Origin of the sequence: Rhodoligotrophos defluvii (genome assembly GCF_005281615.1) — a bacterium.
Classification (GTDB): domain Bacteria; phylum Pseudomonadota; class Alphaproteobacteria; order Rhizobiales; family Im1; genus Rhodoligotrophos; species Rhodoligotrophos defluvii.
In genome coordinates, this window is record NZ_SZZM01000005.1 from 189,389 (window position 1) to 212,795 (window position 23,407).

A 23,407-nucleotide genomic window follows, 5' to 3' on the forward strand; every position below is an offset into this window, starting at 1 on the left:
CATGTACGACTTCAACTATCACCGGCCCGCCAGCCTGGACGACGCCGTGCGGCTGATGGGCAGCGCCGAGGACGGGAAATACATGTCCGGCGGCATGACGCTGATCCCGACGCTGAAGCAGCGGCTGGCGCAGCCCTCGGACGTGATCGACCTGGGCGCGCTGCGCAACAGCGGCATCGAGGTGACCGGGAATACCGTCACCATCCGCGCCGGCACCACCCATGAGACGGTGGCCATGTCGGCGGAGGTGGCCCGCGCCATCCCGGCGCTCGCCTATCTCGCCTCGATCATCGGCGACCCGCATGTGCGCCATCGCGGCACCATTGGCGGCTCCATCGCCAACAACGATCCGGCGGCGGACTACCCGGCCGCCTGCGTGGGCCTTGCCGCCACCATCCGCACCAACCGGCGCGAGATCCCGGCGGACGACTTCTTCACCGGCCTGTTCGAGACGGCGCTGGAGCCGGACGAGATCATCACCTCGGTGAGCTTCCCCGTCCCGCAAAAGGCGGGCTATGCCAAGTTCCGCAACCCGGCTTCGCGCTATGCCATGGTCGGCGTGTTCGTCGCGCAGACCGCGGCCGGTCCGCGCGTGGCGGTGACGGGCGCCGGCGCTTGCGTGTTCCGCGTGCCGGAGATGGAGCAGGCGCTGGCGGGCAATTTCTCGCCCAAGGCGCTGGAGGGCATCGCCATTTCCGCCGACGGGCTCAATTCCGACATCCACGCCAGCGCCGAATACCGCGCGCATCTGGTGGGCGTGATGGCAAGGCGGGCCACGGAGCAGGCGAACCGGTAAGCGCCGCTTGGCGGGACCGGCTTCCATTCCTGGGAGGCAGCGTGCTAGACAGGGGCTGATGATGACCCCGCTGCCTCCCTCGATTGACGCCACTCTCGAGCAGCTGGCTGCGTCCGGCTATATCGCCGACCGGCCCTTTGCCACCGTGCTCTATCTGGCCCTGCGCATGGGCCGGCCGCTTTTCCTCGAAGGGGAGGCGGGTGTCGGCAAGACCGAGATCGCCAAGGTGCTCTCGGCCATGCTCGGCCGCCGGCTGATCCGCCTGCAGTGCTACGAGGGGCTCGACGCCGCTGCCGCCGTTTATGAGTGGAACTACCCTGCCCAGATGATCGAGATCCGCCTGGCCGAGGCGGAGGGCAAGGTGGATCGCAAGCGCCTCGCCACCGATATTTTCGCCGAGCGGTTCCTGATCCGGCGGCCATTGCTTCAGGCCCTCGATGCCAGCGACGGTTCAGCACCGGTGCTGCTCATCGACGAGCTGGACCGGACCGACGAGGCCTTCGAAGCCTATCTCCTGGAGATCCTGTCGGACTTCCAGGTCACCATCCCCGAGCTCGGCACCATCCAGGCTGCCGAACCGCCCATCGTGGTCATCACCTCCAACCGCACCCGTGAGATCCACGACGCGCTCAAGCGCCGCTGCCTCTACCATTGGGTGGATTATCCCGATGCGGAGCGCGAGCGGGCGATCATTGCCGTGCGGGCGCCCCAGGCGGCGGCCACCCTGGCCGAGGAAGTGGTCGCCTTCGTGCAGGCCCTGCGCCGCGAAGAGCTCTACAAGCGGCCCGGCATTGCCGAAACCATCGACTGGGTCACCGCCCTGCATGCCCTGGATCGCACCGCCTTGGACCCGCAAACCGTGAACGACACCCTGGGCGTGCTGCTGAAATACCAGGACGATATCGCCCGCATGGAGGGGCCGGCCGCCCAGCGCCTGCTCGCCGAGGTGCAGGCCGATCTAGCCGCGCGGGGCCGCCTGTGAGCGCGGCATCGCGCGACGAGGAGGCCCTCACGGAAGGCGGTCTGCTCGCCGAGAATGTCATGCATTTCGCCCGCCTGCTCCGGGCGGCGGGCGTGCCGGTGGGCCCGGGCCGGGTGATCGCCGCCCTTGATGCCCTGCACTTGGGCTGCATGACCCGGCGCGAGGACTTCTACTGGACCCTGCATGCCCTGTTCGTGAGCCGGCGCGAGCACCACGCCCTGTTCGACCAGGCCTTCGAAGCGTTCTGGCGTGCGCCCAAGATGCGCGAGCAGCTGCTGGCCCTGCTGCTTGCGGAAATTGCCCGCAGCGCACCGCGAGAGGAAAAGCGCGCCGCCGCCCGCCGCCTGGCCGAAGCCATGTTCGATGACGAGGACGGCAGGCTCAAGCCGCCGGAGACGAGCCCCGAGATCGAAGTCGAGGCGCAATTCTCAGCCTCTCTCGACGAGGTGTTGCGCCGCAAGGACTTCGAGCAGATGAGCCGGGAGGAGCAGGCCGAGGCGCGCGCCGCCATCGCCCGCATGCGTTTTCTCCGCCGCACGGTGACCAGCCGCCGCTTTCAGCCGTCGCATGCGGGAACGCGGCTGGACCCGCGCCGGACCATGCGCAAGAGCCTGCGCGCGGGCGGCCATTTCATGGATTTCGCCTGGCGGCGTAGAGCCGAGCGGCTGCCGCCCCTGGTGGTTCTGTGCGACATTTCCGGCTCCATGTCCGGCTATAGCCGAATGTTTCTGCATTTCCTGCACGCGCTGATGACCGACCGCGACCGGGTGCAGGTTTTTCTGTTCGGCACGCGCTTGTCGCATATCACCCGCGAGCTCAAGCGCCGGGACGTGGACGAGGCGCTGGATCGGGTGTCTGGCGCCGTATCCGATTGGTCCGGCGGAACCCGGATCGGCGCGGCGCTGCACGCGTTCAATTTCCAGTGGGCGCGCCGGGTATTGGGCCAGGGAGCCAATGTGGTGCTGATCACCGATGGCCTCGACCGGGAGGATGCAAGCCTGGTCGCCGCCGAAATGGCGCGCCTCAAGCGCAGCGCCAAGCGGGTGATCTGGCTCAACCCGCTGTTGCGCTTCGAGGGCTTCGAGGCGCGCGCCGGCGGCATTCGCGCCATGCTGCCTCATGTGGACGAGTTCCGCCCGGCGCATAATCTGGCGAGCCTCGAGGATTTGGCGGAGGCTCTTTTCAAGCCGGCATCCGGGGCGCATGATCCCCGGCGCTGGCTCAAGGGCGAGGTCGCTCGCGCGGCTTAGGCCCTATGCGGCGCAGGATGAGTTGAGGAAGAGGCCGAGATGTCGGATGCAAGCCTGTTGAGGGAAGCGGCCCGCTGGGCCGACGAGGGCCGTAAGGTGGCCATCGCCACGGTGATCGAGACCTGGGGCTCGGCGCCCCAGCCGGTGGGCAGCCAGCTGATCGTCGACCAGCAGGGGAATTTCTCGGGCTCCGTCTCCGGCGGCTGCGTCGAAGGTGAGGTGATCACCGAGGCGCTCGACGTGATCGAGAATGGCGGCCTGCGCGTGCTCGAATTCGGCGTGGCGGACGAAACCGCCTGGCAGGTGGGACTTGCCTGCGGCGGCCGTATCCGGATTTCCGTCGAGCCCCTGCAGGTGGCTTGATGGAGCGGGCCACGCTCGATGCCATCCTGGCCGCGCGCGAGGCGCGCAAGCCGGTGGCGCTGATCACCTATCTGCGTTCGGGCCGGCAGGAGCTGGTGAGCCGCGATGAGGCCGAGCATCACCCGTTGGCCGGCGAGCTGGAGCACGGATTCCGCTTCGACCGCTCCGGCATCACCGCCGGCGCGGAAAGCGAGATTTTCATCAATATCTACAACCCGCCTTTGCGGCTGGTCATCATCGGGGCGGTGCACGTGGCCCAGCACGTCATTCCGATCGCCCAAAGCCTCGGTTACGACGTCACGGTCATCGACCCGCGCGAGGCCTTCGCCACGGCGGAGCGCTTTCCGGCTGTTGCCCTGCGCCATGAATGGCCAGACGAGGCGCTCGCCGATTTCGGGCTCGACAGCCGCACCGCGCTCATCGCGCTCACCCATGACCCGAAGATCGACGATCCCGCCCTCCAGGCGGCCCTGGCCAGCCCCTGCTTCTATATCGGCGCGCTCGGGTCGCGCAAAACCCATGCGAGCCGCCTGGAACGACTGGAGGCGGCCGGCCATTCCCCGGAAGTGCTGGAGCGCATTCATGCGCCGATCGGCCTCGATATCGGCGCGCGCGGCGCACCGGAAATCGCCGTGTCGATCATGGCCGAGATCACCAAGACCCTGAGGCTCGGGACCGCGCGGCCCGGGCATATTGATCGATGATCTTTGGCGAAATACCCGTTGCCGAGGCCGAGGGCGCCATCCTCGCCCATTCCGTGCGCCACCAGGAGGGCGTGTTCAAGAAGGGGCGCGTGCTGAGCGCCGGCGACGTAGCCGCCCTACGGGCCAGCGGCGTCGAGAAGGTTTTCGCGGCTAGGCTCGAAGCCGACGACGTGCACGAGGATGCGGCCGCCGGTCGGCTGGCGCAGGCGCTCGCCGGCGGCCATGTGACGGTCTCGGAAGCCTTCACCGGCCGGGCCAATCTCTATGCGGGCGGGGCAGGGCTCGTGCGCATCGATGCGGAGCGCGTCCGCCGCATCAACCATCTGCATGAAAGCCTCACCGTGGCAACCGTTGCGGATTTCAGCCTGGTCGAACCACGGCAGATGGTGGCAACCGTCAAGGTCATTCCTTTCGCCGTGCCCCGCTTCACCCTCGAAGCGGCCCTGGCCATCGTCGATGAGGACGGACCGCTGGTGAGCCTCGCGCCGTTCCAGTCCCGCGAGGTCGGGCTGGTGGTGACCACCCTTTCCCAGACCAAGCCCAGCATCGTGAGCAAGAGCATCGAGGCGATCGGCGAACGGCTGGCCGCCTTGGGCTCGGCGCTCAAGCACACCGAAGTGGTGGCCCATGAGATCGGCGCGGTGGCCGAGGCGGTGCGCCGGCTTTCCGCTGCCGGGGCAAGTCCGATCCTGCTGTTCGGCGCCTCCGCCATCGTCGACCGGGGCGATGTCATCCCCATGGGCCTGGTGAATGCGGGCGGCGAGGTCACCCATCTCGGCATGCCGGTCGATCCCGGCAATCTCATGATGCTGGGACGCTTGCGCGGAACGCCGGTGCTCGGCGTGCCGAGCTGCGCCCGCTCGCCCAAGCTCAACGGCTTCGACTGGGTGCTGCAAAGACTGCTAGCCGGCATGAATGTCACGGCGCAGGATATCATGGACATGGGAGCGGGCGGGCTTCTGACCGAGATCCCGACCCGGCCGGCCCCAAGGGAGCGCAGGCCGCGCGATCAGGCCGCGGCGAAAGAGAGGGCTCCATCCGCCCAGGCAATGAAGGCGCCCCGGGTGGCCGGCCTCATCCTGGCGGCCGGACGGTCGACCCGCATGGGCGGCGATAACAAGCTGCTGGTGGAGATCAAGGGCAAGCCGATGGTGCGCCATGTGGCGGAAGCCGCCAAGGCCAGCCGGCTCGACGAGGTGGTGGTGGTGAGCGGCCACCAATCCGAGGCGGTGCGCGCCGCCCTTGCCGGGCTCGACCTGCGCTTCATCCACAATCCGGATTATGCGTCGGGCCTGGCATCCTCGCTCAAGGCCGGGCTTGCGGCCATCGCGCCGGCAAGCGACGGCGTTCTCGTCTGCCTCGGCGACATGCCCTTGATCGCGCCGCGCCATATCGACCGGCTGATCGCCGCCTTCAACCCCACGGAAGGCCGGGCGATCTGCGTCGCCACCTATGGCGGCAAGCGCGGCAATCCCGTGCTCTGGGCGGCGGAATTCCTGCCCGCCATGCGCGCCCTTACCGGCGATGTGGGCGCCAAGCACCTCATGGCCGAGTATGGCGAAGCGGTCTGCGAGGTGGCCATGGAGGACGACGCCGTGCTGACCGATCTCGACACGCCCGAGGCGATCGCCGCGCTCGCCGGCCGATGGGGCTCGCAACAGCGGTCCTAAAGCAGCCCCAGCCCGCGAAAGCTCGCATGGCCATCGCGGCCCACGATGATGTGGTCGTGCACCACCAGCCCCAGCTTCGCGCCCGCATCCACAATGAACCTGGTCATGTCGATATCCGCGCGCGACGGCGTCGGATCGCCCGAGGGATGGTTATGCACGAGAATCAAGCCGCTGGCGCCCAGCTGCAGGGCGCGCTTGATCACCTCGCGCGGATAGACCGGCGTGTGGTCGACGGTGCCGCGCTGCTGCACCTCGTCGGCGATCAGCCGGTTCTTTTTGTCGAGAAACAGGATACGGAACTGCTCCTGGTCATCGAACGCCATGGCCGCGCGGCAATAATTGATGACGGCCGACCAGGCCGACAGCACCGGGCGCTGGCGTGCATCGCCCAGCGACATACGCAGCGCCGCCGCCTGCAGCACCTTGATGTCGAAGGCCACGCTCTCGCCCACCCCCGGCACCTCCATGAGCCGTTCGGGCTTGGCGCTGAACACTTCCGCAAAGGTGCCGAACTTGTCGATGAGCGCCTTGGCCACCGGCTTGGTGTCGCGCCGGGGCATGGAGCGGAACAGAATGAGTTCCAGGAGCTCGTAATCGGCCAAGCTGTCCGGGCCCCGCGTGCGGAACCGCTCCCGCAGCCGCTCGCGATGGCCCACATAATGTGGCTGCCCGTCCTGCAGCTCCTCGGCCATGCCTCCAGCCCCCGTTGCCGTCGCGGCCGGGGAAGACTACCCGCTCAATTCCCGGCCGTGTAGGGGGGACAATGCAAGCCTTTAGGGGAGAGTGTAAAGATCTCGCAGCCGGTTTCGGTCACGCCCACCGCGTGCTCGAACTGGGCGGAGAGCGAGCGGTCGCGGGTGACCGCTGTCCAGCCGTCCGCAAGGATCTTTACATGCGGCCGGCCGAGATTGATCATCGGCTCGATGGTGAAGAACATGCCGGGCTTCAATAGGACGCCCTCGCCGGGGCGGCCATAATGCAGAATATTCGGCGTGTCATGGAAGACGCGGCCGAGGCCATGACCGCAGAAATCACGCACCACGCTGCAGCGCTCGGCCTCCGCATAGGTCTGGATGGCATGGCCGATATCCCCGGTGGTGGCCCCGGGACGCACCGCGGCGACACCTCTCATCAGCGCGTTGTGCGTGACCTCCATCAGCCGCTCGGCCTTGCGGGAAACCTCGCCCACCCCGTACATGCGGCTGGTATCCCCATGCCAGCCATCGACGATCAGCGTCACGTCGATATTGACGATGTCGCCCTCCCGCAGCGGCCGCTCGCCGGGAATGCCATGGCAGACCACGTGGTTGATGGAGGTGCAGATCGACTTAGTGAAGCCGCGATATTGCAGCGAGGCGGAGACCGCATTGTTGTCCAGGGTGAATTCAAGCGCCAGCCGGTCGAGATAAGCCGTCGTGACGCCCGGCTGCACATATTCGGTGAGCATGTCGAGCGCTTCGGCCGCGAGCCGGCCAGCCTTGCGCATGCCGGCAAAATCCTCCGGGCGGTAAAGCTTGATCTCGCCCGTGTTCACGGCAGGCGCGATAGTGGCGTCGACGTAGCTGACCATAGAGCTTACCCTGGTGCGAGGCCGCAACTTGAACCTAGGTCGGAACCCGGGCCCGCGGAGCGGCTCGAAGCCTAGCCTGAGCCTGGCGCGGAGCCTCGGCCCTTGCAGAAATGATGGTTCGTTCCTCAAAAGGCAACCGGCGATTGATCACAATTTCATCGAGCGCAACCCTGCAGTCATAGACGAGGCATTCCACGCCGGCGCTGCGCGCTTCTGAAAACCCGCGCGCATAGGCCGGATCGAGATCGGCCGCCAGGGCGAAGGCCTGACAATCGTTCCGCTGCACCACAAACAGCATGACGGCCCTGTCGCCGGCTGCCACCCTGTCCGCGAGCTCGACCAGATGCTTCGCGCCCCGCGACGTCACGCAGTCGGGAAACTCCGCCAGTCCCGGCATGCGTGACAGGTGCACGTTCTTCACCTCCACATAGCACGGCTTCCGTTGCCCAGATGTCAACAGGAGATCGATGCGGCTGTTGCGTCCGTAGCGCACCTCGCGCCGGATGCGGTCATAGCCCGCAAGCTCGGGGATCAGTCCTGCGGCAATCGCCTCCGCGGCAATCTGGTTGGGATTTGCCGTATTGATCCCCACCCGGCCGGTAAAAGGTGAGGCGAGCTCAAGCAGCTGCCAGGAATAGGCGAGCTTGCGCCTGGGATCGCCAGACCGTGTCAGCCAGACCACCGTATCCGGTGCGATCAGGCCCATCATCGAGCCTGGATTGGCGCAATGGGCGGTGACCACCTCGCCGGTGTCGAGAACGACGTCGGCAAGGAAGCGCTTGTAGCGGCGGATCAGGCGGCCGCGATAGAGGGGCGTGGGAAGTTTCATGACGCCGCACCGTAAGGTGCTTGCACCGACGCCGCAACATGTCCGATCTGCGCATCGGGTACTTGCTCAAGTCGGTGCGATCTGCTTCCGATGGGGCGGTGGATGGAGGCTTTAGCGCATGAGCACGCCAGAGAGGGTGACCGCGGCGGTTCTGGTGATCGGTGACGAAATCCTGTCCGGGCGCACCAAGGACAAGAATCTCGGCTACATCGCGGAATACCTGACGCGCATCGGCATCGATCTTTGCGAAGCACGGGTCGTGCCCGACATCGAGGATGAGATCGTGGCCGCGCTCGATGCCTTGCGTGCCCGTTATACTTATGTCTTCACCACAGGCGGGATCGGTCCGACCCATGACGACATCACCGCGGATGCGGTGGCGCGCGCCTTCGGCACCGGCATTTCCATCAACGAGGAGGCGGTCTCGATGCTGCTCGAGCGGATCCCGCGGGACGAGCTGAACGAGGCGCGCCTGCGTATGGCGCGCATTCCCCATGGCGCCAGTCTCATTCCGAACCCGGTCAGCAAGGCGCCGGGCTTCCGCATCGGCAATGTCTTCGTGATGGCGGGGGTGCCGGCGATCATGCAGGCCATGCTCGATCAAGTGGCCCCCACGCTCGATACCGGCGTGCCGATCATTTCCGAGATGATCGAGGTGCGCGAGAAGGAGGGCGACGTGGCAGCGCCCTTGCGCCGGATCCAGGAGGCATTCCTTAGCGTGCAGATCGGCTCCTATCCCTTCTTCGAGGATGGGGTCTACGGCACGCGCATCGTGGTGCGCGGCCGCGATGCGATGGAGGTCAGGCGGGCGGCGGATGCGGTGAACGCGATGGCTTCCTCTCTTGCAGCAGCACGCGAAGCACCCCATAAGGCGGGTTAACGCGCGACGTGAGGCCCGAAAATGATCGCGCGCAAGACTGTGCGGACGTGGCGGAATCGGTAGACGCACCGGACTTAAAATCCGTTCCTCGCAAGAGGGTGGGGGTTCGAGTCCCCCCGTCCGCACCAGACCTGGCGTGCCGAGATCCACAGCCAGGCTAGCCTAGTCTAGAACGTACTGTTGACTACGCCCCCGTCGATCAGGATGTTCTGGCCGACGATATAGCCCGCGTGCGCGCTGCAGAGGAAGGCGCAGAGCCGGCCGAACTCCTCCGGCGTGCCGAAGCGGCCGGCGGGAATGGCCCGGGCCCGTTCCTGGCGTATCTCCTCCTCCGAGCGTCCCTCGGCCTCGAAGCGCTTGAACGTCACGCGCAAACGGTCGGTATCGAACGAGCCTGGCATGATGGCATTGATCGTCACGTTGCGGTGAGCGACCTTGCGGGCAACGCCGGCGAGGAACGCGGAGAGCCCGGCGCGCGCGCCGCTCGACAGGTCGAGACCGGCGATCGGCGCCTTGACCGAGGAGGAGGTGATATTGACGATGCGCCCAAAGCCGCGCTCCATCATCGGCCCGATCACCTTCTGAATGAGTTCGACGGGCGCCACCATGTTCTGAACGAGGCCGGCCAGCATCTTGTCGCGATCGAGCTCCCTGAAATCCCTGAGCGGCGGGCCGCCATTGTTGTTCACGAGGATATCCGGGTCGGGGCAGGCGGCCAGCAGCGCCGCTTGGCCCTCCGGCGTGCCGACGTCTGCCGCCACAGGCACCACCTGCACGCCGGTGCGGTCGCGCAGGAACGAAGCCGTCTCCTCCAGGGCAGCCGGATCGCGGCCATTGATGACCAGGTCGACGCCGGCTTCCGCGAGCCCCAAGGCGCAGCCGCGGCCCAGGCCGCGGCTTGATGCGCACACAATCGCCCGTTTTCCCCTGATTCCGAGATCCATCCCGCCCTCCTGAACAGGTGTCAAATGGTGACAGTGATAGCGAAGGGCGGATCTCTCGTCATCCCCTGCGCAGGAGAGGAGCGCTGGCTACCAGAAGACGCTGCCGGCTAAGCCGAACGTGTGCGAGATCTGGTGATTGGCAAGACCCAGGCCGTAGCCGAGGCGGATATTGGCGAACCCGTCGAGGCGAACGAGCTCGAGGCTGGCGGCGAAGTCGCCGGCATCCTTGCCGATCTGGACGCCCTTGGCGGTGAAGGGCTGCTCGGGGGCGCCGATGAATGCGGCATGGGTGGTATCGACGGCATCGCCGAAGGTCCGGATATAGGCTGCAGCCAAAAACGGCTTGAGCTGCCAGGCCTCGTCGAGCGCGACCGGCTTGAGGGCCACCTTGGCGCCGAGCCGGGCATCGCCTGTGGTAAGCTTCGCGCCATCCAGCAGAAGGCCGGCATTGTCCGCGCGCTGCTCGGTGATGGCCGGCCGGCTCAGATATTGCAGGCCGAATTCGGCGAAAGGCGTGACCTTGACGCCGCGGGTCTCGGTATCATAGCTCACACCGAGATTGCCGCCACCCGCCGTCATCCGGTAGTCGCCCGTCGCAGTCAGATGAATGCCGCCTGCGCCGAAGTGGCGCTTGGCGTCGACCCGCGGCAGGGCGACACTCCCGCGGCCATACAGCCTGAGGCTGCCGAGAGTCCATTGGCCGTAGAGCCCGGCAATGGGCCCTGCGATGGCGGCGCGGTGAGCGATGTCGTCGAGCGCGAGATTGGCCCAGGCAATGCCGCCATAGAGGCCGATCAGGCCGCGACCGGCCCCTTGGGCGACGGCCATATCCGCGCCGAACAGCTGATGGTGCTCCTGGGAGAGCCCGCCGCTGGCATTGCCGTCGAAGGACAGGTCGACCGCCCGGTACTGATGCTCGGTCCAGAACTGAAGACGTGGGCCGGGATCACGCAGGAAGCGGTTGGTGACCAGACGGTCGCCTCCGGTGAGCAGCCGCCGCGCCACTGCGGAGACGTCGCTGTAGATCTCGGCGTTCATGGCCGAAAGCGCATGTTCGGCCTCGGCTCGGTTGGTCTCGGCCAGCTTCTCGATGAGCAGGGCGAGGGTGCCGTCGGCCGCGTTCGACTGCATCAGGTCAGCCACGACGGTTCCGATACTCGCAGCATTCCTGGTGTAGAACTCAGGTTCGAAATCGGGCGTGAAGCTGATCCGCACCTGGGTTGCCGTGTAGGACAAGTGGGGTTCCAGAAAGGCGAAATCGGTGACCAGGTCATTGAAGGTTCCGGTGATGCCGCCGCTGGAGTCGATGAGCACATATGTGGCGGTCTCGTCGAAAACCGAGTCGTCGTCGAGGATATGGACGGTGCCGCCGTTGATGGTGGTGGTGCCGTTGACCTTGATCAGGTTGAGGTTGCCGTCCAGCGCCATGTCGCCGAACAGCATGGACCCGGGATCGAAGACCAGATTGCCGTTGACGGTGAGGGTGCCGGCGGTGGGCGGCCCGTCATTGTTGATCTCGATCTGCTCGGGCGAGAGCGTGCCGGCGGCTAGGCGGCCCTTGACGTGGAGGCTGCCGATCGTGCCGGTACCATAGAGCTCGGCGCCGCTCTCAATCATGCCGGCGGCGTTGGCGAGGCTGCCGGCAAGGTGAAACTTGCCCTGCGCGACGTCGATCGTGCCGGAGGTTGAACCGGTGCCGGTATAGGTGAAGGTGCCGCTGCCTGCCTTGACGAAGCTGCCCGAGCCGGCGATCGCGCCGGCATAGGTGGTGTTGATATTCTGAGCGAGCGTGAAGGTGGCGCCGCCCAGACCGAGGGTGCCGCCAGTGCCCTGGAGGCCGATGACGGTCTGGTCATGGCCATTGAGGGCGACGGTGCCCGAGGTGATGGTCAGAATGCCATCGCCAAACACGTTGGCGGCCCCGGCGGCAAGGGTGCCGCCGTCCATGAAGATGCCGCCGGTATTGTCGAGGGCACCGGCGATGGTGAGGGTGCCGCTGCCGGACTTGGTGAAGGTGCCGGCGCCTGAGACGGTGCCCGAAAAGGTGGTGCTGGTGCTCTGGTTGACGACGAGATCGCCGCTGCCGAGCAGGATGCGGCTGCCCGCATCGCCGGAAAGCGCGGCGAGGGTCTGGTCGAAGCCGGCCAGGTCGAACGTGCCTGCGGCATCGACATGCAGGGGACCCTGCGGCAGGGCGTTGTCGGTGCCGAGGCGCAATGTGCCCTCGCTGACGGTGGTGGTGCCGCTGTAATTATTGGTGTCATTGCCGAATACCACGGTGCCTGCGCCGGCCTTGGTGACCCCGCCTGTGCCGGTGACCTGGCCGGCGATGGTGAAGACATGGCCGGCCTCGGCCGACAGGGTACCGCCGCCGCTCAAGGTGAGGGTGCGATCTGTGGTGAAGGTGCCAAGGGCCAAAAGCTCGGCATTGTTGCTGATGGTGACGGCCGAGGTCGCATGTCCCAAGGCGGCATCCCGCGTAATGCCGAGCGTGCCCTGCTGGATGCGGGTGCCGCCGACATAGGTGTTGTTGCCGCCGAGCACGAGCCTGCCGGCGCCGGTCTTGGTCACACCGGTGTCCTTGCCGTCGCCGGCTGGATCGTCATCGCTGGAATGGCCCGGCGCATAGGCATCGCTGGCGATGTCATCGGCAATGGTGATGGTCTGCCCCGTGCCGGGGGTGAAGGTCAGGCCCGTCGTTCCGTGCAGGTAAAACCCGCTACCAAGGCCTAGACCGTTGGTGCCGCCATTTCGGCCTTCGCCATGCCTCGCGCTGCCGCCCGCCATCTCGCCATCGCCGGAGAAGCTAATGGTGCCGCCGCTCTCAACAAAAACGGCGCCTCCAAAACCAGCGCCTCCGCCGCCGCCGAATCGGCCGCCATTGCCGCCGCCGAAGCCGCCGGGCGTAGAGGCATTCGTCCCCCCGCCACCGCCGCCAAAACCACCGCTGCCGCCGACGGAATAGGTGCCCCCTCCGCCGTAATTGGCTGCACCCCCGCCACCGCCGCCAAATCCACCGTGGCCACCCTTGAGGGTCGATGCATTGCCGCCGCCCGTGCCGCCGCCGCCACCGCCACCGCCGAAACCTCCGTCGCCACCTTTGCCCTGATTGCCACCAGAGCTGTTGCTTCCGCCGCCCCCGCCACCGGAAAAATCGCCACCATTCTGAGCATTTGTGGTGGATGTACCGCCTGCTCCGGCATTCGGGCCTCCGCCACTTCCACCAGTGCCGCTGGGGCCCGGGGCGCCATGGGCGCCATATCCGCCACCGCCACCGCCGCCGGTGCCGCTGCTGCCCGATCTGCCGTTTCCACCGTTGCCACCGTTTAGACCACCGCCGCCACTTCCGGGATACGCGCTGGTGTGGCCGCCGCCTTGGCCACCGGTCGCGGAGTTGTCGCTGAAGTCGACATTTTCCACGGTCACATGGGCATTCTTGCCGACAAAGATGGCGCCGCCTGCACCCATGCCGCCACCGCCGCCATAGCCCACGGATCCGCCATTGCCGCCGCGCGCCGCCCCTTCTTCCAGCGTGAGATTGGCAATGCTGACATTGATGGATGCAGGGCTATCGGATCCATCAGCGCGCGCGAAAAAGATATTGTGGGCGTTGCCGCCGCTGATTTTAATGTCGTTTCCCTCGCCATCGATGGTCACCGAGCCAGTAATGATCGGCAGCTGCTTGGCGAGGGTGATCGTCTGTCCGGCCAGGCTCGGAGCGAACTTGATGGTATCGGCGCCGCCGCTGGCGTTCGATTGAGCTATCGCCCAATCAAGGGTATTTGGCTTCGTCGGGTCACCGGTCGTCGGATCACTCACCGTGAAGGTCGCAGCCAGCGCCGGTCCGGCCATACAAGCCATGGCGACAAGGCCAGCACTGGCGCGAAGGACTGGCTGTCGAGAACGACGTGACGACATTTCACTCTCGTGCGGAATGCCCCGCGTAGGATGTCGTCTAAGAAAATACTCCTAATGGTTGTAAAATCGTTAACAACTTACTTACAGTAGTGAGGATCGGCAGCTTCCAGGCACGCTCAGCTTGCGGTGATCACGACCCCGAGCCGGCCAGCAAGATCCTGAATAAACTGCCACGCCACGCGGCCGGACCGCGCGCCACGGGTCGCAGCCCACTCGATCGCTTCGGCCCGCAGCTGATCCGGGCTGATATTGAGGTTCAAATGACGGGCATAACCGGCAACCATCTCGAGAAACTCGGCCTGGGAGCAATTGTGAAAGCCAAGCCACAGCCCGAATCGGTCGGACAGAGACACCTTCTCCTGCACCGCTTCGGACGGGTTGATGGCCGTCGACCGTTCGTTCTCCATCATGTCCCGCGGCAGAAGATGGCGGCGGTTCGAGGTGGCATAGAACACCATGTTGTCCGGCCGGCCTTCGATGCCGCCGTCGAGCGCCGCCTTGAGCGACTTGTAAGAGGTGTCGTCCGCATCGAAGGAGAGGTCATCGCAGAAGACGATGAAGCGGTAATCCGGGTGATGGCGGATGAGCCCCATGAGGTCCGGCAGGCTCTCGATGTCCTCCCGGTGGATCTCGACCAGCTTCAGCCGCCCGCCGGCCTCGGTATCCACCGCCGCATGCACCGCCTTGACCAGCGAACTCTTGCCCATGCCGCGAGCCCCCCACAGCAAAGCGTTGTTGGCGGGCAAGCCCCGGGCAAAGCGGCTGGTGTTATCAAGCAGGATATCGCGCAGGCGATCGATGCCACGCAGAAGGCCCATTTCCACTCTGTTCACCCGCGCCACCGGCGCAAGGCCCGTCGCCGGATGCCAGATGAAGGCCGGAGCGGCCCCGAGATCAGGCTCCTCTCGGGCCGGCGGCGCCAGACGCTCCAACGCTTTCGCGATGCGCTCCAACACCTGGAGCAATTGGCGGTCCGTCAAAGTCGTGGTCATGAGCTCGCCCTTGGAAAAAATCGTCGGGCTGTTTAGCCCATGATGCGTTAAGAGGAAATCTTTTCGGCCTGTGCGCGGCCCGGGCTGGGGACACCGTGCCGCAACCAGCAAGGCTTGTATTGCAATGCCGCGACCGGCCGTTATATTCCGCCGCAAGTCGCGGACGGGCCCACTGCAGGCAGCCCCGGCCCCAGGCCATTGACAAGGAGCGCCACGAGGATGTTCATCACACCGGCCTTTGCGCAGAGCACCGGAGCGCCCGCAAGCGACTTCCTGGTGTCGATGCTGCCGCTCATCGCGATCTTCGTGATCTTCTATTTCCTGCTGATCCGGCCGCAGCAGCGTCGGGCGAAGCAGCACCAGGAGATGATCGCCAATATCCGCCGCGGCGACACGGTCGTGACCTCCGGCGGATTGGTCGGCAAAGTGTCGAAGGTGATCGACGAGCGGGAAATCCAGGTCGAGCTCGCGGAGAACGTGCGCGTCCGGGTGGTGAAGAGCATGGTGGCCGAGGTCCGCGCCAAGGGCGAGCCGGTGAAGGACGAGGCCACCGCGAGCTGATTGTCGCTTTGGACGCGCTGCCGCGGCGACATCGCAGGTTGAAAGACGCATAGCATGTATTTCGCCAGATGGAAGGTCGTTGCCACCCTTGCCGTGGTGCTGATGGGCATCCTGCTGGCGCTTCCGAACGTCCTGCCCGAGCGGATCCGCGCCGAGCTGCCGTCCTGGCTGCCGGCCAAGACGGTCCATCTCGGCCTCGACCTTCAGGGTGGCTCGCAGGTGCTGCTGGAGGTCGACCGCAATGACCTCGTCAACCACCTCACCGGCCAGATGGTCGGCGACATCAGGCAGGTCCTGCGCGATGAACGGATCGGGTATACGGGCCTCGGCCGGTCCGGCACCCAGGTGACCGTCCGCATCCGCAATCCGCAGGACGTGGACCGGGCCCTCGAGCGAATCCGCCAGCTTGCCCAGCCCATCCAGACCGGCCTGTTCATGGACGGCCAGAGTGTCGCCTCGGCGGAGGTGACGCGCGATGGTGACCGGATCATCCTCAGCTTCACCGAAGCGGGCCTGGAGGCGCGCATATCGCGCGCGGTGCAGCAGTCCATCGAAATCGTGCGCCGGCGGGTGGACGCGCTCGGGACGACGGAGCCGTCCATCACCCGCCAGGGTTTGGACCGGATCGAGGTGCAGGTGCCTGGACTGCAGGATCCGGCACGGCTCAAGGATCTGTTGGCGACCACCGCCCAGCTGCAGTTCCGGCTATTGTGCGACGAGCAGCCGGAAACGGCCCAGCCGGCCAGCGCTCCGCCCGGCTGCGATCTGCTCTATTCGCGCGACGAGCCGCGGATTCCCTATTTCGTCCAGACGTCGAGCCGCGCGACCGTGGAGGGCGAAGATCTCACCGACGCCCAGCCGGGTTTTGATCAGCGCAATGGCGAGCCGATCGTCTCCTTCCGCTTCAACCAGCGCGGCGCCCAGCGGTTCGGCGAGCTGACCCAGCGCAATGTGGGCAAGCCCTTTGCCATCGTGCTCGACAATGAGGTGATCAGCGCGCCGGTCATCAATGAGCCGATCCTCGGCGGCACTGGGCAGATCAGCGGCCGGTTCACCGTGGAGGATGCCAATGACCTCGCCATCGTGCTGCGCTCAGGCGCATTGCCGGCCAAGCTGCAAATCGTCCAGGAGAGCAGCGTGGGGCCGAGCCTCGGGGCCGACTCGATCCGCGCCGGCACGATCGCGTCGGTGGTTGCCGTGCTGGCGGTGTTTGCCTTCATGGTCGTGGGCTACGGCCTGTTCGGCGTGTTCGCCAACATCGCGCTGATCGTGAACCTCATCCTGCTCTTTGCGGCTCTGTCGGTGCTGCAGGCGACGCTGACGCTGCCGGGCATTGCGGGCATCGTGCTGACCATCGGCATGGCGGTGGACGCCAACGTGCTGATCTACGAGCGCATCCGGGAGGAGCAGCGCAACGGCCGCTCGGTGATCGCTTCACTGCAGGCCGGTTTCGATCGAGCACTGGCCACCATCATCGATTCCAATGTCACCGGCCTCATTGCCGCTATCGTGCTGTTCGGCATGGGGTCAGGCCCGGTGCGCGGCTTCGCTGTCACCATGACGCTCGGCATCGCGATCTCCATGTTCACCGCGTTCACGCTGACACGGATGATGGTGGCTTGGTGGTTCCACAGCGCACGCCCGCGGACGATTCCGCTTTAGGTTTTCAGCGAGGCACCCGTTCATGCGGCCGATCCGCTTCATCCGCGACGACACCGATTACCGCTTCATGCGATTTGCCCGCTTTGGCTACGCGCTGTCCGGCCTGTGCATGATCGCGTCGGTCCTCCTGTTCCTGACCGTGGGCCTCAACTACGGCATCGACTTCGAAGGCGGCACGGTCATCGAGATCCAAACGCCACAGCCGGCTGATCTTGCGCAGCTGCGCAGCACTGTGGGCGGGCTTGGCCTTGGAGAAGTGGAAGTGCAAGGCCTCGGCCAGCCCGACCAGGTGATGATCCGCGTCGGCAAGCAGGAGGGCGAGCAGGCCCAGCAGGATACGCTGGCCAAGGTCCGTAACGCGCTGGGACCGGACGTCACCTATCTCCGCACCGAGGTGGTTGGGCCGAAAGTGTCGGGGGAACTCGCGCAGATGGGCACGATCGCGGTGCTGATCTCGATGATCGGCATTCTGATCTACATCTGGTTCCGCTTCGAATGGCAGTTCGCCTTGGGGGCAATCCTGTCGCTCGTGCACGACGTGGTGCTGACCATCGGCCTGTTCTGCCTGCTCGGCATTCAGTTCAACCTGACGATCATCGCCGCCGTGCTGACGATCGTCGGCTATTCGCTGAACGACACGGTGGTGGTGTTCGACCGCATCCGGGAATATCTCCGGAAATACAAGTCAATGAAGCTGATCGATCTCATCGACCTATCGTTGAACAGTACCCTTTCCCGCACCATCTTGACGTCGGTAACCGCGTTCCTGGCGATGCTGTCGCTCTATGTCTTCGGCGGAGAGGTGCTGCGTGGCTTCACCTTCGCCATGCTGTGGGGCGTCATCATCGGAACGTATTCCTCGATCTTCGTGGCCGCGCCCATCCTGCTTCTGGTTGGCGTCAAGCGCGACTGGAGCGCCGTTGCGGAAAAGGGCTCGGTGAATGTGAGGACCGGCGCAACCGCCGCCGCGGCCGGCAAACGCGGCACCGCCGCCGGTACCAGCGGCACGAGCGCCCAGCGGTCCTGACCGATCCGGCGAGGAGCTCGCCGCGCCATGACGGAACGACCCGACGATCAGGCTCATTATCCCGGCCGGGCACCGATCGATGCCTATGGCAACGGCGGCTTCCGCTTTGCCGAGATGTCCCACCGCGGATCGATCCTGCTCCTGCCCAGCGGCATCTATGGCTGGCCGATCAGCTCCATCGAGCAGCTCGAGCCTGCAAGCTTCGCCCGTGTGTTCGCGGAGGCCGCGACCATCGAGTTCCTGCTGCTGGGCTGCGGCATGGAGATGCGGCGGCCGGGGCCTTCGGTGCGCGAGGCCTTCCAGCGCCATCAGATCGGGCTCGAACTGATGACGACCGGGGCTGCGGCGCGCACATATAACGTGCTGCTGGCCGAGGATCGCGCCGTGGCGGCGGCGCTGATCGCGGTTGATGATCCCAGTGCGCGCCGATGAGCGCGCCAGCCGCTGATGGCGCGGGCTATTGCTTCGACCTCGTGCGCGAGGCCGACAAGGACCGGTTCTTGGCCGCGCTGTTCGCGCCGGACGACAAGCGGCGGCTGCTTCTTGCCCTCTACGCCTTCAATGTCGAGGTTTCGCGCATTCGCGAGGTGGTGCGCGAGCCGATGCTCGGCGAGATCCGCCTGCAATGGTGGGCGGATGCGGTCAGCCGCGCCTATGGCGGCCAGGGGCCGGAGCATCCTGTGATGGCCGAACTGATGCCGGCGATCGGCGAGCGCATCATTCCTGAAATGGCCCTGGCCAATCTCGTCGAGGCCCGCCGGTTCGATCTTTATGACGATCCGATGCCGAGCCTGAACGATCTCGAAGGCTATCTCGGCGAGACCTCATCGGCGCTCATCCAGATGGCAGCGCTGATCCTCGCTGGTCGGCAGGCCCAGGTTTGCGCCGAGGCCGCCGGGCTTGCGGGTGTTGCCTATGGAATGTCGGGCCTGTTGCGGTTGCTGCCGATGCACCGGGCGCGTGGGCAATGCTTCCTGCCCGAGGACGTGCTTGCGCGCCACGGGCTAAAGCCGGCCCACGTGCTGTCCGGACGATGGGACGAGCCGATGCGGGCGGCGCTGTCCGATATGGTGAGCCTCGGCCGCCAGCGCCTCGAGGAGGCGAGGGCGTTGTCTGGAACCATCCCCGCAGCGGCGCTCCCAGCCTTCTTACCGGCCTCTCTCACCGGGCTAGCGCTGGACGCGGTGACGCGCCGCGGTCGCAATCCGCTGAAGCAGGTGACGGAACTCTCGCAGCTGCGCCGTCAATGGAGCTTGTGGCGGGCTGCCCGGCGCGGGCGTTTTTGAGCGTCCCTCATTCCGTCCTGGTTGGTCCGAACTGCCGCTCGAAATTTAGGCGCAAGGCCTCGTCCACCGCGGCCATCGAGGCGGTGCAGCCGAGATCGGTGAGGCTGGTCACGCCGTGCCCGCGCACGCCGCAAGGCACGATTCCGGAGAAATGGTCGAGGTCCGGCGCGACATTGAGTGCAATGCCGTGGAACGAGACCCAGCGCCGGACGCGAATGCCGATCGCGGCGATCTTGTCCTCCGCCGTGGGAGAGCGCTCCGGCCGGCGGACCCATACGCCCACGCGCTCGTTGCGGGTTTCGCCAGCGATGCCGAAATGGCTCAAGGTGTCGATGAGCCATGTTTCGAGGCCATGCACGAACAGGCGCAGATCCTGCCCACGGCGGGTGAGGTCGAGCATGACATAGGCCACCCGCTGGCCGGGGCCGTGATAGGTGAATTGGCCACCGCGGCCGGTGCGATAGACGGGGAAGCGATCGGGCGTCAGCAGATCGCTCGCAACCGCGCTGGTGCCGGCTGTATAAAGGGGAGGGTGCTGCACCAGCCAGACCTGCTCGGGCGCCTCGCCTGCGGCGATGGCCGCGGCGCGGGCTTCCATTTGCTGAACCGCATGCTCATATTCAACAAGATGGTCCGCCACCGTCCAGGTCACGGCCGGAGCCGCCCGGTACAGGCTTTTTCGCGCGGATTGGGATCTCACGGGGTCGAGCATGGGCCTTGGTTAAACCGACGGCGTGGGTTGAGACAATCGGAAACACTTGCGTTGCGCCGAACGGATTGTTAGATGAGCGCGACCCTTCGGGACCTCAATACGCGGTCGTGGCGGAATTGGTAGACGCACTAGCTTGAGGGGCTAGCGGGTTAACCCCCGTGGGAGTTCGAGTCTCCCCGACCGCACCATTCCTTGCCCTTGCGGGCCCCTCAGAACCTTTGCCGAAAATGCGATCGGGCCGCCAGCAGCGAGTCCTGTTGCGCGCATTGCTTCTGCGCCCTGCGGTTGCTACATAAGGGACACCGAGTCGGGGGCGCGCAAGCGATTCCTCGATTGGGCGCGCCCCTCCCGGTGCGCATTCGCGCTGATGCGTCGTTAAAATCACAAAAGGCGTTCGAGTTTGGCTGAAAGCGATCGTGGACCGACCGGGTCTGATCCGACCCCCTTCGACGTAAATCCGGTTTCTATCGTCGAGGAAATGAAGCGCTCCTATCTCGATTACGCGATGAGCGTGATCGTGAGCCGGGCGCTGCCGGACGTTCGCGACGGGCTGAAGCCTGTCCATCGCCGCGTTCTGTTCTCGATGCACGAGAATGGCTACGACTGGAACAAGCCTTACCGCAAGGCGGCCCGCGTGGTGGGCGATGTCATCGGTAAGTACCACCCGCATGGCGACCAGTCGATCTATGACGCGCTCGTCCGCTTGGCGCAGGACTTTTCCATGCGCCTGCCGCTGCTCGACGGGCAGGGCAATTTCGGCTCGCTCGACGGCGATCCGCCGGCGGCCATGCGCTACACCGAGGTGAGGCTGGCCAAGCCGGCCCATCACCTGCTGGACGACCTGGACAAGGACACGGTCGACTTCCAGCCCAACTATGACAATTCCGAGCACGAGCCGGTGGTGCTGCCGGCCAAGTTTCCGAACCTGCTGGTGAACGGGGCCGGCGGCATCGCCGTCGGCATGGCCACCAACATCCCACCGCACAATCTCGGGGAGGTGGTGGATGCCTGCATCGCGGTGATGACCAATCCGGGAATCAGCATCGAGGAAATCACCGAGATCATGCCCGGCCCGGATTTCCCGACCGGGGCGCTCATCCTCGGCCGTGCCGGGATCCGCTCGGCCTATGCTACGGGGCGCGGCTCGATCATCATGCGCGCCCGTGTCGAAGTCGAGACGGTGCGCAAGGAACGCGAGGCGCTCATCGTCACCGAGATCCCCTACCAGGTGAACAAGGCGACGATGGTCGAGAAGATCGCCGAGCTGGTGCGCGAGAAGCGAATCGAGGGGATCGCCGACATCAGGGACGAGTCCTCGCGCCAGGGCCTGCGCGTGGTGATCGAGCTGCGCCGCGAGGCGGTGGCGGACGTTGTGCTGAACCAGCTTTATCGTTTTTCGCCGCTGCAGACGAGCTTCGGCTGCAACATGGTGGCGCTATCCGGCGGCCGACCCGAGCTCCTGACCCTCAAGGACATGCTGCAGGCGTTCGTGACCTTCCGCGAGGACGTGGTCACGCGGCGCACCAAGTTCCTGCTGAACAAGGCGCGCGACCGGGCCCATATCCTGGTGGGCCTGGCCATTGCCGTCGCCAATATCGACGAGGTCATCCGTGTGATCCGCGAAAGCCCCGATCCGGCGGCTGCCAGGGCGGAGCTGATGGGGCGGGACTGGCCGGCGAAGGACATGGAGCCGCTGGTCAGGCTGATTGCCGATCCGCGCCACGTGGTGAGCGAGGCCGGCACGCTGCGGCTTTCGGACGAGCAGGCCCGGGCCATTCTCGACCTGCGCCTGCAGCGCCTGACCGCCCTCGGCCGCGACGAGATCGGCGACGAGCTGAAGGAGCTGGGCGAGAAGATCGCCGATTATCTCGATATCCTGCGATCGCGCGCCCGGGTGCAGCAGATCGTGCGCGACGAGCTGGAGGCCGCCAAAGCCGAGTTCGCGACGCCGCGGCGCACCGAGATCACCGAGGAAGGCTTCGAGGTCGAGGACGAGGACCTGATCGCGCGGGAGGACATGGTGATCACCGTGTCGCATGCCGGCTACATCAAGCGCGTGCCGCTCTCGACCTACCGGGCGCAGCGGCGCGGCGGCAAGGGCCGCTTCGGCGTTTCCATGAAGGACGAGGATTTCGTGTCCCAGCTCTTCGTGGCCAACACCCATACGCCGGTCCTGTTCTTCTCCTCCACCGGCATGGTCTACCGCATGAAGGTGTGGCGCCTGCCGATCGGCACGCCGCAATCGCGCGGCAAGGCGTTGGTGAACCTCTTGCCGCTCAAGCCGGGCGAGCGCATCTCGACCATTCTGTTCATGCCCGACGACGAGGCGCAGAACGAACGGCTGAACCTGGTCTTCGCCACCCGGTTCGGCACCGTCCGCCGCAACGCCTTGGCCGATTTCGTGAACATCAACCGGGCCGGCAAGATCGCCATGAAGCTGGAAGAGGAGGGGGATGCCATCGTCGGCGTGGTGATCGCGACGCCCGATGACGACATCCTGCTGACCACCGCGAATGGCCGCTGCATCCGCTTCCCGGTGGACGATGTGCGTGTCTTCGCCGGCCGCACCTCGACAGGGGTGCGCGGCATCAAGCTCGGCAGCGACAGCGAGCTCGGGCCCGATACGGTGATCGGCATGTCGGTGCTGCGGCACAGCGATGCGACCCCACCGGAAGCCCGCGCCTATCTTCGGCTGCGCCGGGCCATGCGCGGCGAGGATAGCGAGCTCGCCGGCGAGCTTGCGGCCGAGCCGAACGGTGACGCCGAGAATGGCGAGGAGGAGGCGGCGGGCGACGAGGTCTCCCTCAGTCCCGAGCGCTATGCCGCGCTGTCCGCCCTCGAGCAGACGGTGCTCACTGTCTCGGAGAACGGCTACGGCAAGCGCACGTCCTCATACGAGTACCGGGTCACCGGCCGCGGCGGCAAGGGCATCATCGCCATGGCGGTGAACAAGCGCAACGGGCACCTGGTGGCGTCGTTCCCGGTGGAGGACAATGACCAGATCATGCTGGTGACCGGGGCCGGCAAGCTCATCCGCTGCCCCGTGCACGACATCCGCGTGGCGGGCCGCGCCACGCAAGGGGTGACCATCTTCAGCATGGCCGAGAACGAGCGGGTGGTGTCGGTGGCGCATCTGGCCGAGGAAGAGGGCCAGCCAGAGGTCGACGAGGGCCCGGACGAGGCCGAATCCACGGAATAGAGGCCGGAGAGGGCCGCCGGCGAGCGCCATGGCGGCTCCGACCTGCGGGGCGATTTTGCGGC

At 66.1% G+C, this 23,407-nt stretch carries 20 protein-coding genes and 2 tRNA genes; 15 read left to right on the top strand and 7 right to left on the bottom strand.

Annotated features, from left to right (window positions below; all coding sequences use genetic code 11):
* The first annotated feature begins 1 nt into the window (after nucleotide 1).
* The 6 genes from E4P09_RS19985 (at nucleotide 2) to E4P09_RS20010 (ending at nucleotide 5,765) form a co-directional block, all read left to right on the top strand.
* Nucleotides 2-796, top strand: a complete 795-nt coding sequence (locus E4P09_RS19985) for an FAD binding domain-containing protein (protein WP_137391402.1) — start codon at nucleotides 2-4, stop codon at nucleotides 794-796.
* 61 nt (nucleotides 797-857) lie between these two features.
* Complete coding sequence (locus E4P09_RS19990) at nucleotides 858-1,778, top strand: AAA family ATPase (RefSeq protein ID WP_137391607.1); 921 nt, start codon at nucleotides 858-860, stop codon at nucleotides 1,776-1,778.
* A complete protein-coding gene (locus tag E4P09_RS19995) occupies nucleotides 1,775-3,028 on the top strand; it encodes a vWA domain-containing protein (RefSeq protein ID WP_239025284.1) in 1,254 nt (417 codons plus the stop codon). Before E4P09_RS19990 ends, E4P09_RS19995 begins: the two co-directional genes overlap by 4 nt.
* 39 nt (nucleotides 3,029-3,067) lie before the next feature.
* Nucleotides 3,068-3,391, top strand: a complete 324-nt coding sequence (locus E4P09_RS20000) for an XdhC family protein (RefSeq protein WP_137391403.1) — start codon at nucleotides 3,068-3,070, stop codon at nucleotides 3,389-3,391.
* Nucleotides 3,391-4,095, top strand: a complete 705-nt coding sequence (locus tag E4P09_RS20005; protein WP_137391404.1) for an XdhC family protein — start codon at nucleotides 3,391-3,393, stop codon at nucleotides 4,093-4,095. Before E4P09_RS20000 ends, E4P09_RS20005 begins: the two co-directional genes overlap by 1 nt.
* On the top strand, nucleotides 4,092-5,765 hold the full coding sequence (locus tag E4P09_RS20010) for an NTP transferase domain-containing protein (RefSeq protein ID WP_137391405.1): 1,674 nt from the start codon (nucleotides 4,092-4,094) through the stop codon (nucleotides 5,763-5,765). Before E4P09_RS20005 ends, E4P09_RS20010 begins: the two co-directional genes overlap by 4 nt.
* On the opposite strand, the gene radC is transcribed toward E4P09_RS20010, so the two are convergent.
* Genes radC through sfsA form a run of 3 tightly spaced genes read right to left on the bottom strand, consistent with a single transcriptional unit; the run spans nucleotide 5,762 to nucleotide 8,164 of the window.
* Nucleotides 5,762-6,457, bottom strand: coding sequence for a RadC family protein (radC, locus tag E4P09_RS20015; protein ID WP_137391406.1), 696 nt, complete (start codon nucleotides 6,455-6,457; stop codon nucleotides 5,762-5,764). The genes E4P09_RS20010 and radC overlap by 4 nt on opposite strands.
* A 44-nt stretch (nucleotides 6,458-6,501) precedes the next feature.
* The gene (map, locus tag E4P09_RS20020) at nucleotides 6,502-7,335 is read right to left on the bottom strand and encodes a type I methionyl aminopeptidase (protein ID WP_137391407.1); all 834 of its coding nucleotides are present in this window, start codon (nucleotides 7,333-7,335) and stop codon (nucleotides 6,502-6,504) included.
* Nucleotides 7,336-7,369: 34 nt separating this feature from the next.
* Nucleotides 7,370-8,164 carry a DNA/RNA nuclease SfsA gene (sfsA, locus tag E4P09_RS20025; protein ID WP_137391408.1) on the bottom strand — a complete coding sequence of 265 codons (795 nt, stop codon included), beginning with the start codon at nucleotides 8,162-8,164 and terminating at the stop codon, nucleotides 7,370-7,372.
* A 118-nt stretch (nucleotides 8,165-8,282) separates the two neighbouring features.
* Between sfsA and E4P09_RS20030 the strand changes: the two genes are divergently transcribed.
* Together E4P09_RS20030 and E4P09_RS20035 are read left to right on the top strand one after the other, a co-directional pair.
* Nucleotides 8,283-9,044: a competence/damage-inducible protein A gene (locus E4P09_RS20030; protein ID WP_137391409.1), complete on the top strand. Its 762-nt coding sequence runs from the start codon at nucleotides 8,283-8,285 to the stop codon at nucleotides 9,042-9,044.
* A gap of 41 nt (nucleotides 9,045-9,085) precedes the next feature.
* Nucleotides 9,086-9,172, top strand: a tRNA-Leu gene (locus E4P09_RS20035).
* 39 nt (nucleotides 9,173-9,211) lie between these two features.
* On the opposite strand, the gene E4P09_RS20040 is transcribed toward E4P09_RS20035, so the two are convergent.
* The 3 genes from E4P09_RS20040 to E4P09_RS20065 form a co-directional block, all read right to left on the bottom strand.
* Nucleotides 9,212-9,988 (bottom strand): SDR family oxidoreductase, encoded by a 777-nt coding sequence (locus tag E4P09_RS20040; RefSeq protein WP_137391410.1) that lies wholly within the window; start codon nucleotides 9,986-9,988, stop codon nucleotides 9,212-9,214.
* Nucleotides 9,989-10,075: 87 nt separating this feature from the next.
* Complete coding sequence (locus E4P09_RS20045) at nucleotides 10,076-13,840, bottom strand: autotransporter outer membrane beta-barrel domain-containing protein (RefSeq protein WP_170984524.1); 3,765 nt, start codon at nucleotides 13,838-13,840, stop codon at nucleotides 10,076-10,078.
* A gap of 182 nt (nucleotides 13,841-14,022) precedes the next feature.
* Nucleotides 14,023-14,898 carry an ATP-binding protein gene (locus E4P09_RS20065; protein ID WP_137391413.1) on the bottom strand — a complete coding sequence of 292 codons (876 nt, stop codon included), beginning with the start codon at nucleotides 14,896-14,898 and terminating at the stop codon, nucleotides 14,023-14,025.
* 219 nt (nucleotides 14,899-15,117) lie between these two features.
* On the opposite strand from E4P09_RS20065, the gene yajC reads away from it, so the two are divergent.
* From yajC to E4P09_RS20090, 5 genes are read left to right on the top strand one after another with little or no spacing between them, the layout of a single operon-like run.
* Entirely contained in the window at nucleotides 15,118-15,459 is a 342-nt protein-coding gene (gene yajC, locus E4P09_RS20070; RefSeq protein WP_137391414.1) for a preprotein translocase subunit YajC, read from the top strand.
* Nucleotides 15,460-15,513: 54 nt separating this feature from the next.
* Nucleotides 15,514-17,121 (top strand): protein translocase subunit SecD, encoded by a 1,608-nt coding sequence (secD, locus tag E4P09_RS20075; protein ID WP_137391415.1) that lies wholly within the window; start codon nucleotides 15,514-15,516, stop codon nucleotides 17,119-17,121.
* A 22-nt stretch (nucleotides 17,122-17,143) separates the two neighbouring features.
* Entirely contained in the window at nucleotides 17,144-18,148 is a 1,005-nt protein-coding gene (secF, locus tag E4P09_RS20080; RefSeq protein ID WP_137391416.1) for a protein translocase subunit SecF, read from the top strand.
* 27 nt (nucleotides 18,149-18,175) lie between these two features.
* Nucleotides 18,176-18,580, top strand: a complete 405-nt coding sequence (locus E4P09_RS20085) for an Mth938-like domain-containing protein (RefSeq protein ID WP_137391417.1) — start codon at nucleotides 18,176-18,178, stop codon at nucleotides 18,578-18,580.
* On the top strand, nucleotides 18,577-19,434 hold the full coding sequence (locus E4P09_RS20090; RefSeq protein ID WP_137391418.1) for a phytoene/squalene synthase family protein: 858 nt from the start codon (nucleotides 18,577-18,579) through the stop codon (nucleotides 19,432-19,434). Before E4P09_RS20085 ends, E4P09_RS20090 begins: the two co-directional genes overlap by 4 nt.
* Nucleotides 19,435-19,441: 7 nt before the next feature.
* Here the strand turns inward: E4P09_RS20090 and lipB are convergent, their stop codons facing one another.
* Nucleotides 19,442-20,146, bottom strand: a complete 705-nt coding sequence (gene lipB, locus E4P09_RS20095; protein ID WP_137391419.1) for a lipoyl(octanoyl) transferase LipB — start codon at nucleotides 20,144-20,146, stop codon at nucleotides 19,442-19,444.
* Between the two features lie 101 nt (nucleotides 20,147-20,247).
* Between lipB and E4P09_RS20100 the strand changes: the two genes are divergently transcribed.
* Nucleotides 20,248-20,334: transfer RNA gene (locus tag E4P09_RS20100), tRNA-Leu, on the top strand.
* Nucleotides 20,335-20,546: 212 nt separating this feature from the next.
* Nucleotides 20,547-23,345: a DNA gyrase subunit A gene (gene gyrA / locus E4P09_RS20105; RefSeq protein WP_205042212.1), complete on the top strand. Its 2,799-nt coding sequence runs from the start codon at nucleotides 20,547-20,549 to the stop codon at nucleotides 23,343-23,345.
* Nucleotides 23,346-23,407 lie beyond the last annotated feature (62 nt).

What these genes read in the sequence shown, in the direction of transcription:
- E4P09_RS19985 (WP_137391402.1), top strand. Translation starts at nt 2, where the DNA reads ATGTACGACTTCAACTATCACCGGCCCGCCAGCCTGGACGACGCCGTG.
- E4P09_RS19990 (WP_137391607.1), top strand. Translation starts at nt 858, where the DNA reads ATGACCCCGCTGCCTCCCTCGATTGACGCCACTCTCGAGCAGCTGGCT.
- E4P09_RS20000 (WP_137391403.1), top strand. Translation starts at nt 3,068, where the DNA reads ATGTCGGATGCAAGCCTGTTGAGGGAAGCGGCCCGCTGGGCCGACGAG.
- E4P09_RS20005 (WP_137391404.1), top strand. Translation starts at nt 3,391, where the DNA reads ATGGAGCGGGCCACGCTCGATGCCATCCTGGCCGCGCGCGAGGCGCGC.
- E4P09_RS20010 (WP_137391405.1), top strand. Translation starts at nt 4,092, where the DNA reads ATGATCTTTGGCGAAATACCCGTTGCCGAGGCCGAGGGCGCCATCCTC.
- radC (WP_137391406.1), bottom strand. Translation starts at nt 6,457, where the DNA reads ATGGCCGAGGAGCTGCAGGACGGGCAGCCACATTATGTGGGCCATCGC.
- map (WP_137391407.1), bottom strand. Translation starts at nt 7,335, where the DNA reads ATGGTCAGCTACGTCGACGCCACTATCGCGCCTGCCGTGAACACGGGC.
- sfsA (WP_137391408.1), bottom strand. Translation starts at nt 8,164, where the DNA reads ATGAAACTTCCCACGCCCCTCTATCGCGGCCGCCTGATCCGCCGCTAC.
- E4P09_RS20030 (WP_137391409.1), top strand. Translation starts at nt 8,283, where the DNA reads ATGAGCACGCCAGAGAGGGTGACCGCGGCGGTTCTGGTGATCGGTGAC.
- E4P09_RS20040 (WP_137391410.1), bottom strand. Translation starts at nt 9,988, where the DNA reads ATGGATCTCGGAATCAGGGGAAAACGGGCGATTGTGTGCGCATCAAGC.
- E4P09_RS20045 (WP_170984524.1), bottom strand. Translation starts at nt 13,840, where the DNA reads ATGGCCGGACCGGCGCTGGCTGCGACCTTCACGGTGAGTGATCCGACG.
- E4P09_RS20065 (WP_137391413.1), bottom strand. Translation starts at nt 14,898, where the DNA reads ATGACCACGACTTTGACGGACCGCCAATTGCTCCAGGTGTTGGAGCGC.
- yajC (WP_137391414.1), top strand. Translation starts at nt 15,118, where the DNA reads ATGTTCATCACACCGGCCTTTGCGCAGAGCACCGGAGCGCCCGCAAGC.
- secD (WP_137391415.1), top strand. Translation starts at nt 15,514, where the DNA reads ATGTATTTCGCCAGATGGAAGGTCGTTGCCACCCTTGCCGTGGTGCTG.
- secF (WP_137391416.1), top strand. Translation starts at nt 17,144, where the DNA reads ATGCGGCCGATCCGCTTCATCCGCGACGACACCGATTACCGCTTCATG.
- E4P09_RS20085 (WP_137391417.1), top strand. Translation starts at nt 18,176, where the DNA reads ATGACGGAACGACCCGACGATCAGGCTCATTATCCCGGCCGGGCACCG.
- E4P09_RS20090 (WP_137391418.1), top strand. Translation starts at nt 18,577, where the DNA reads ATGAGCGCGCCAGCCGCTGATGGCGCGGGCTATTGCTTCGACCTCGTG.
- lipB (WP_137391419.1), bottom strand. Translation starts at nt 20,146, where the DNA reads ATGCTCGACCCCGTGAGATCCCAATCCGCGCGAAAAAGCCTGTACCGG.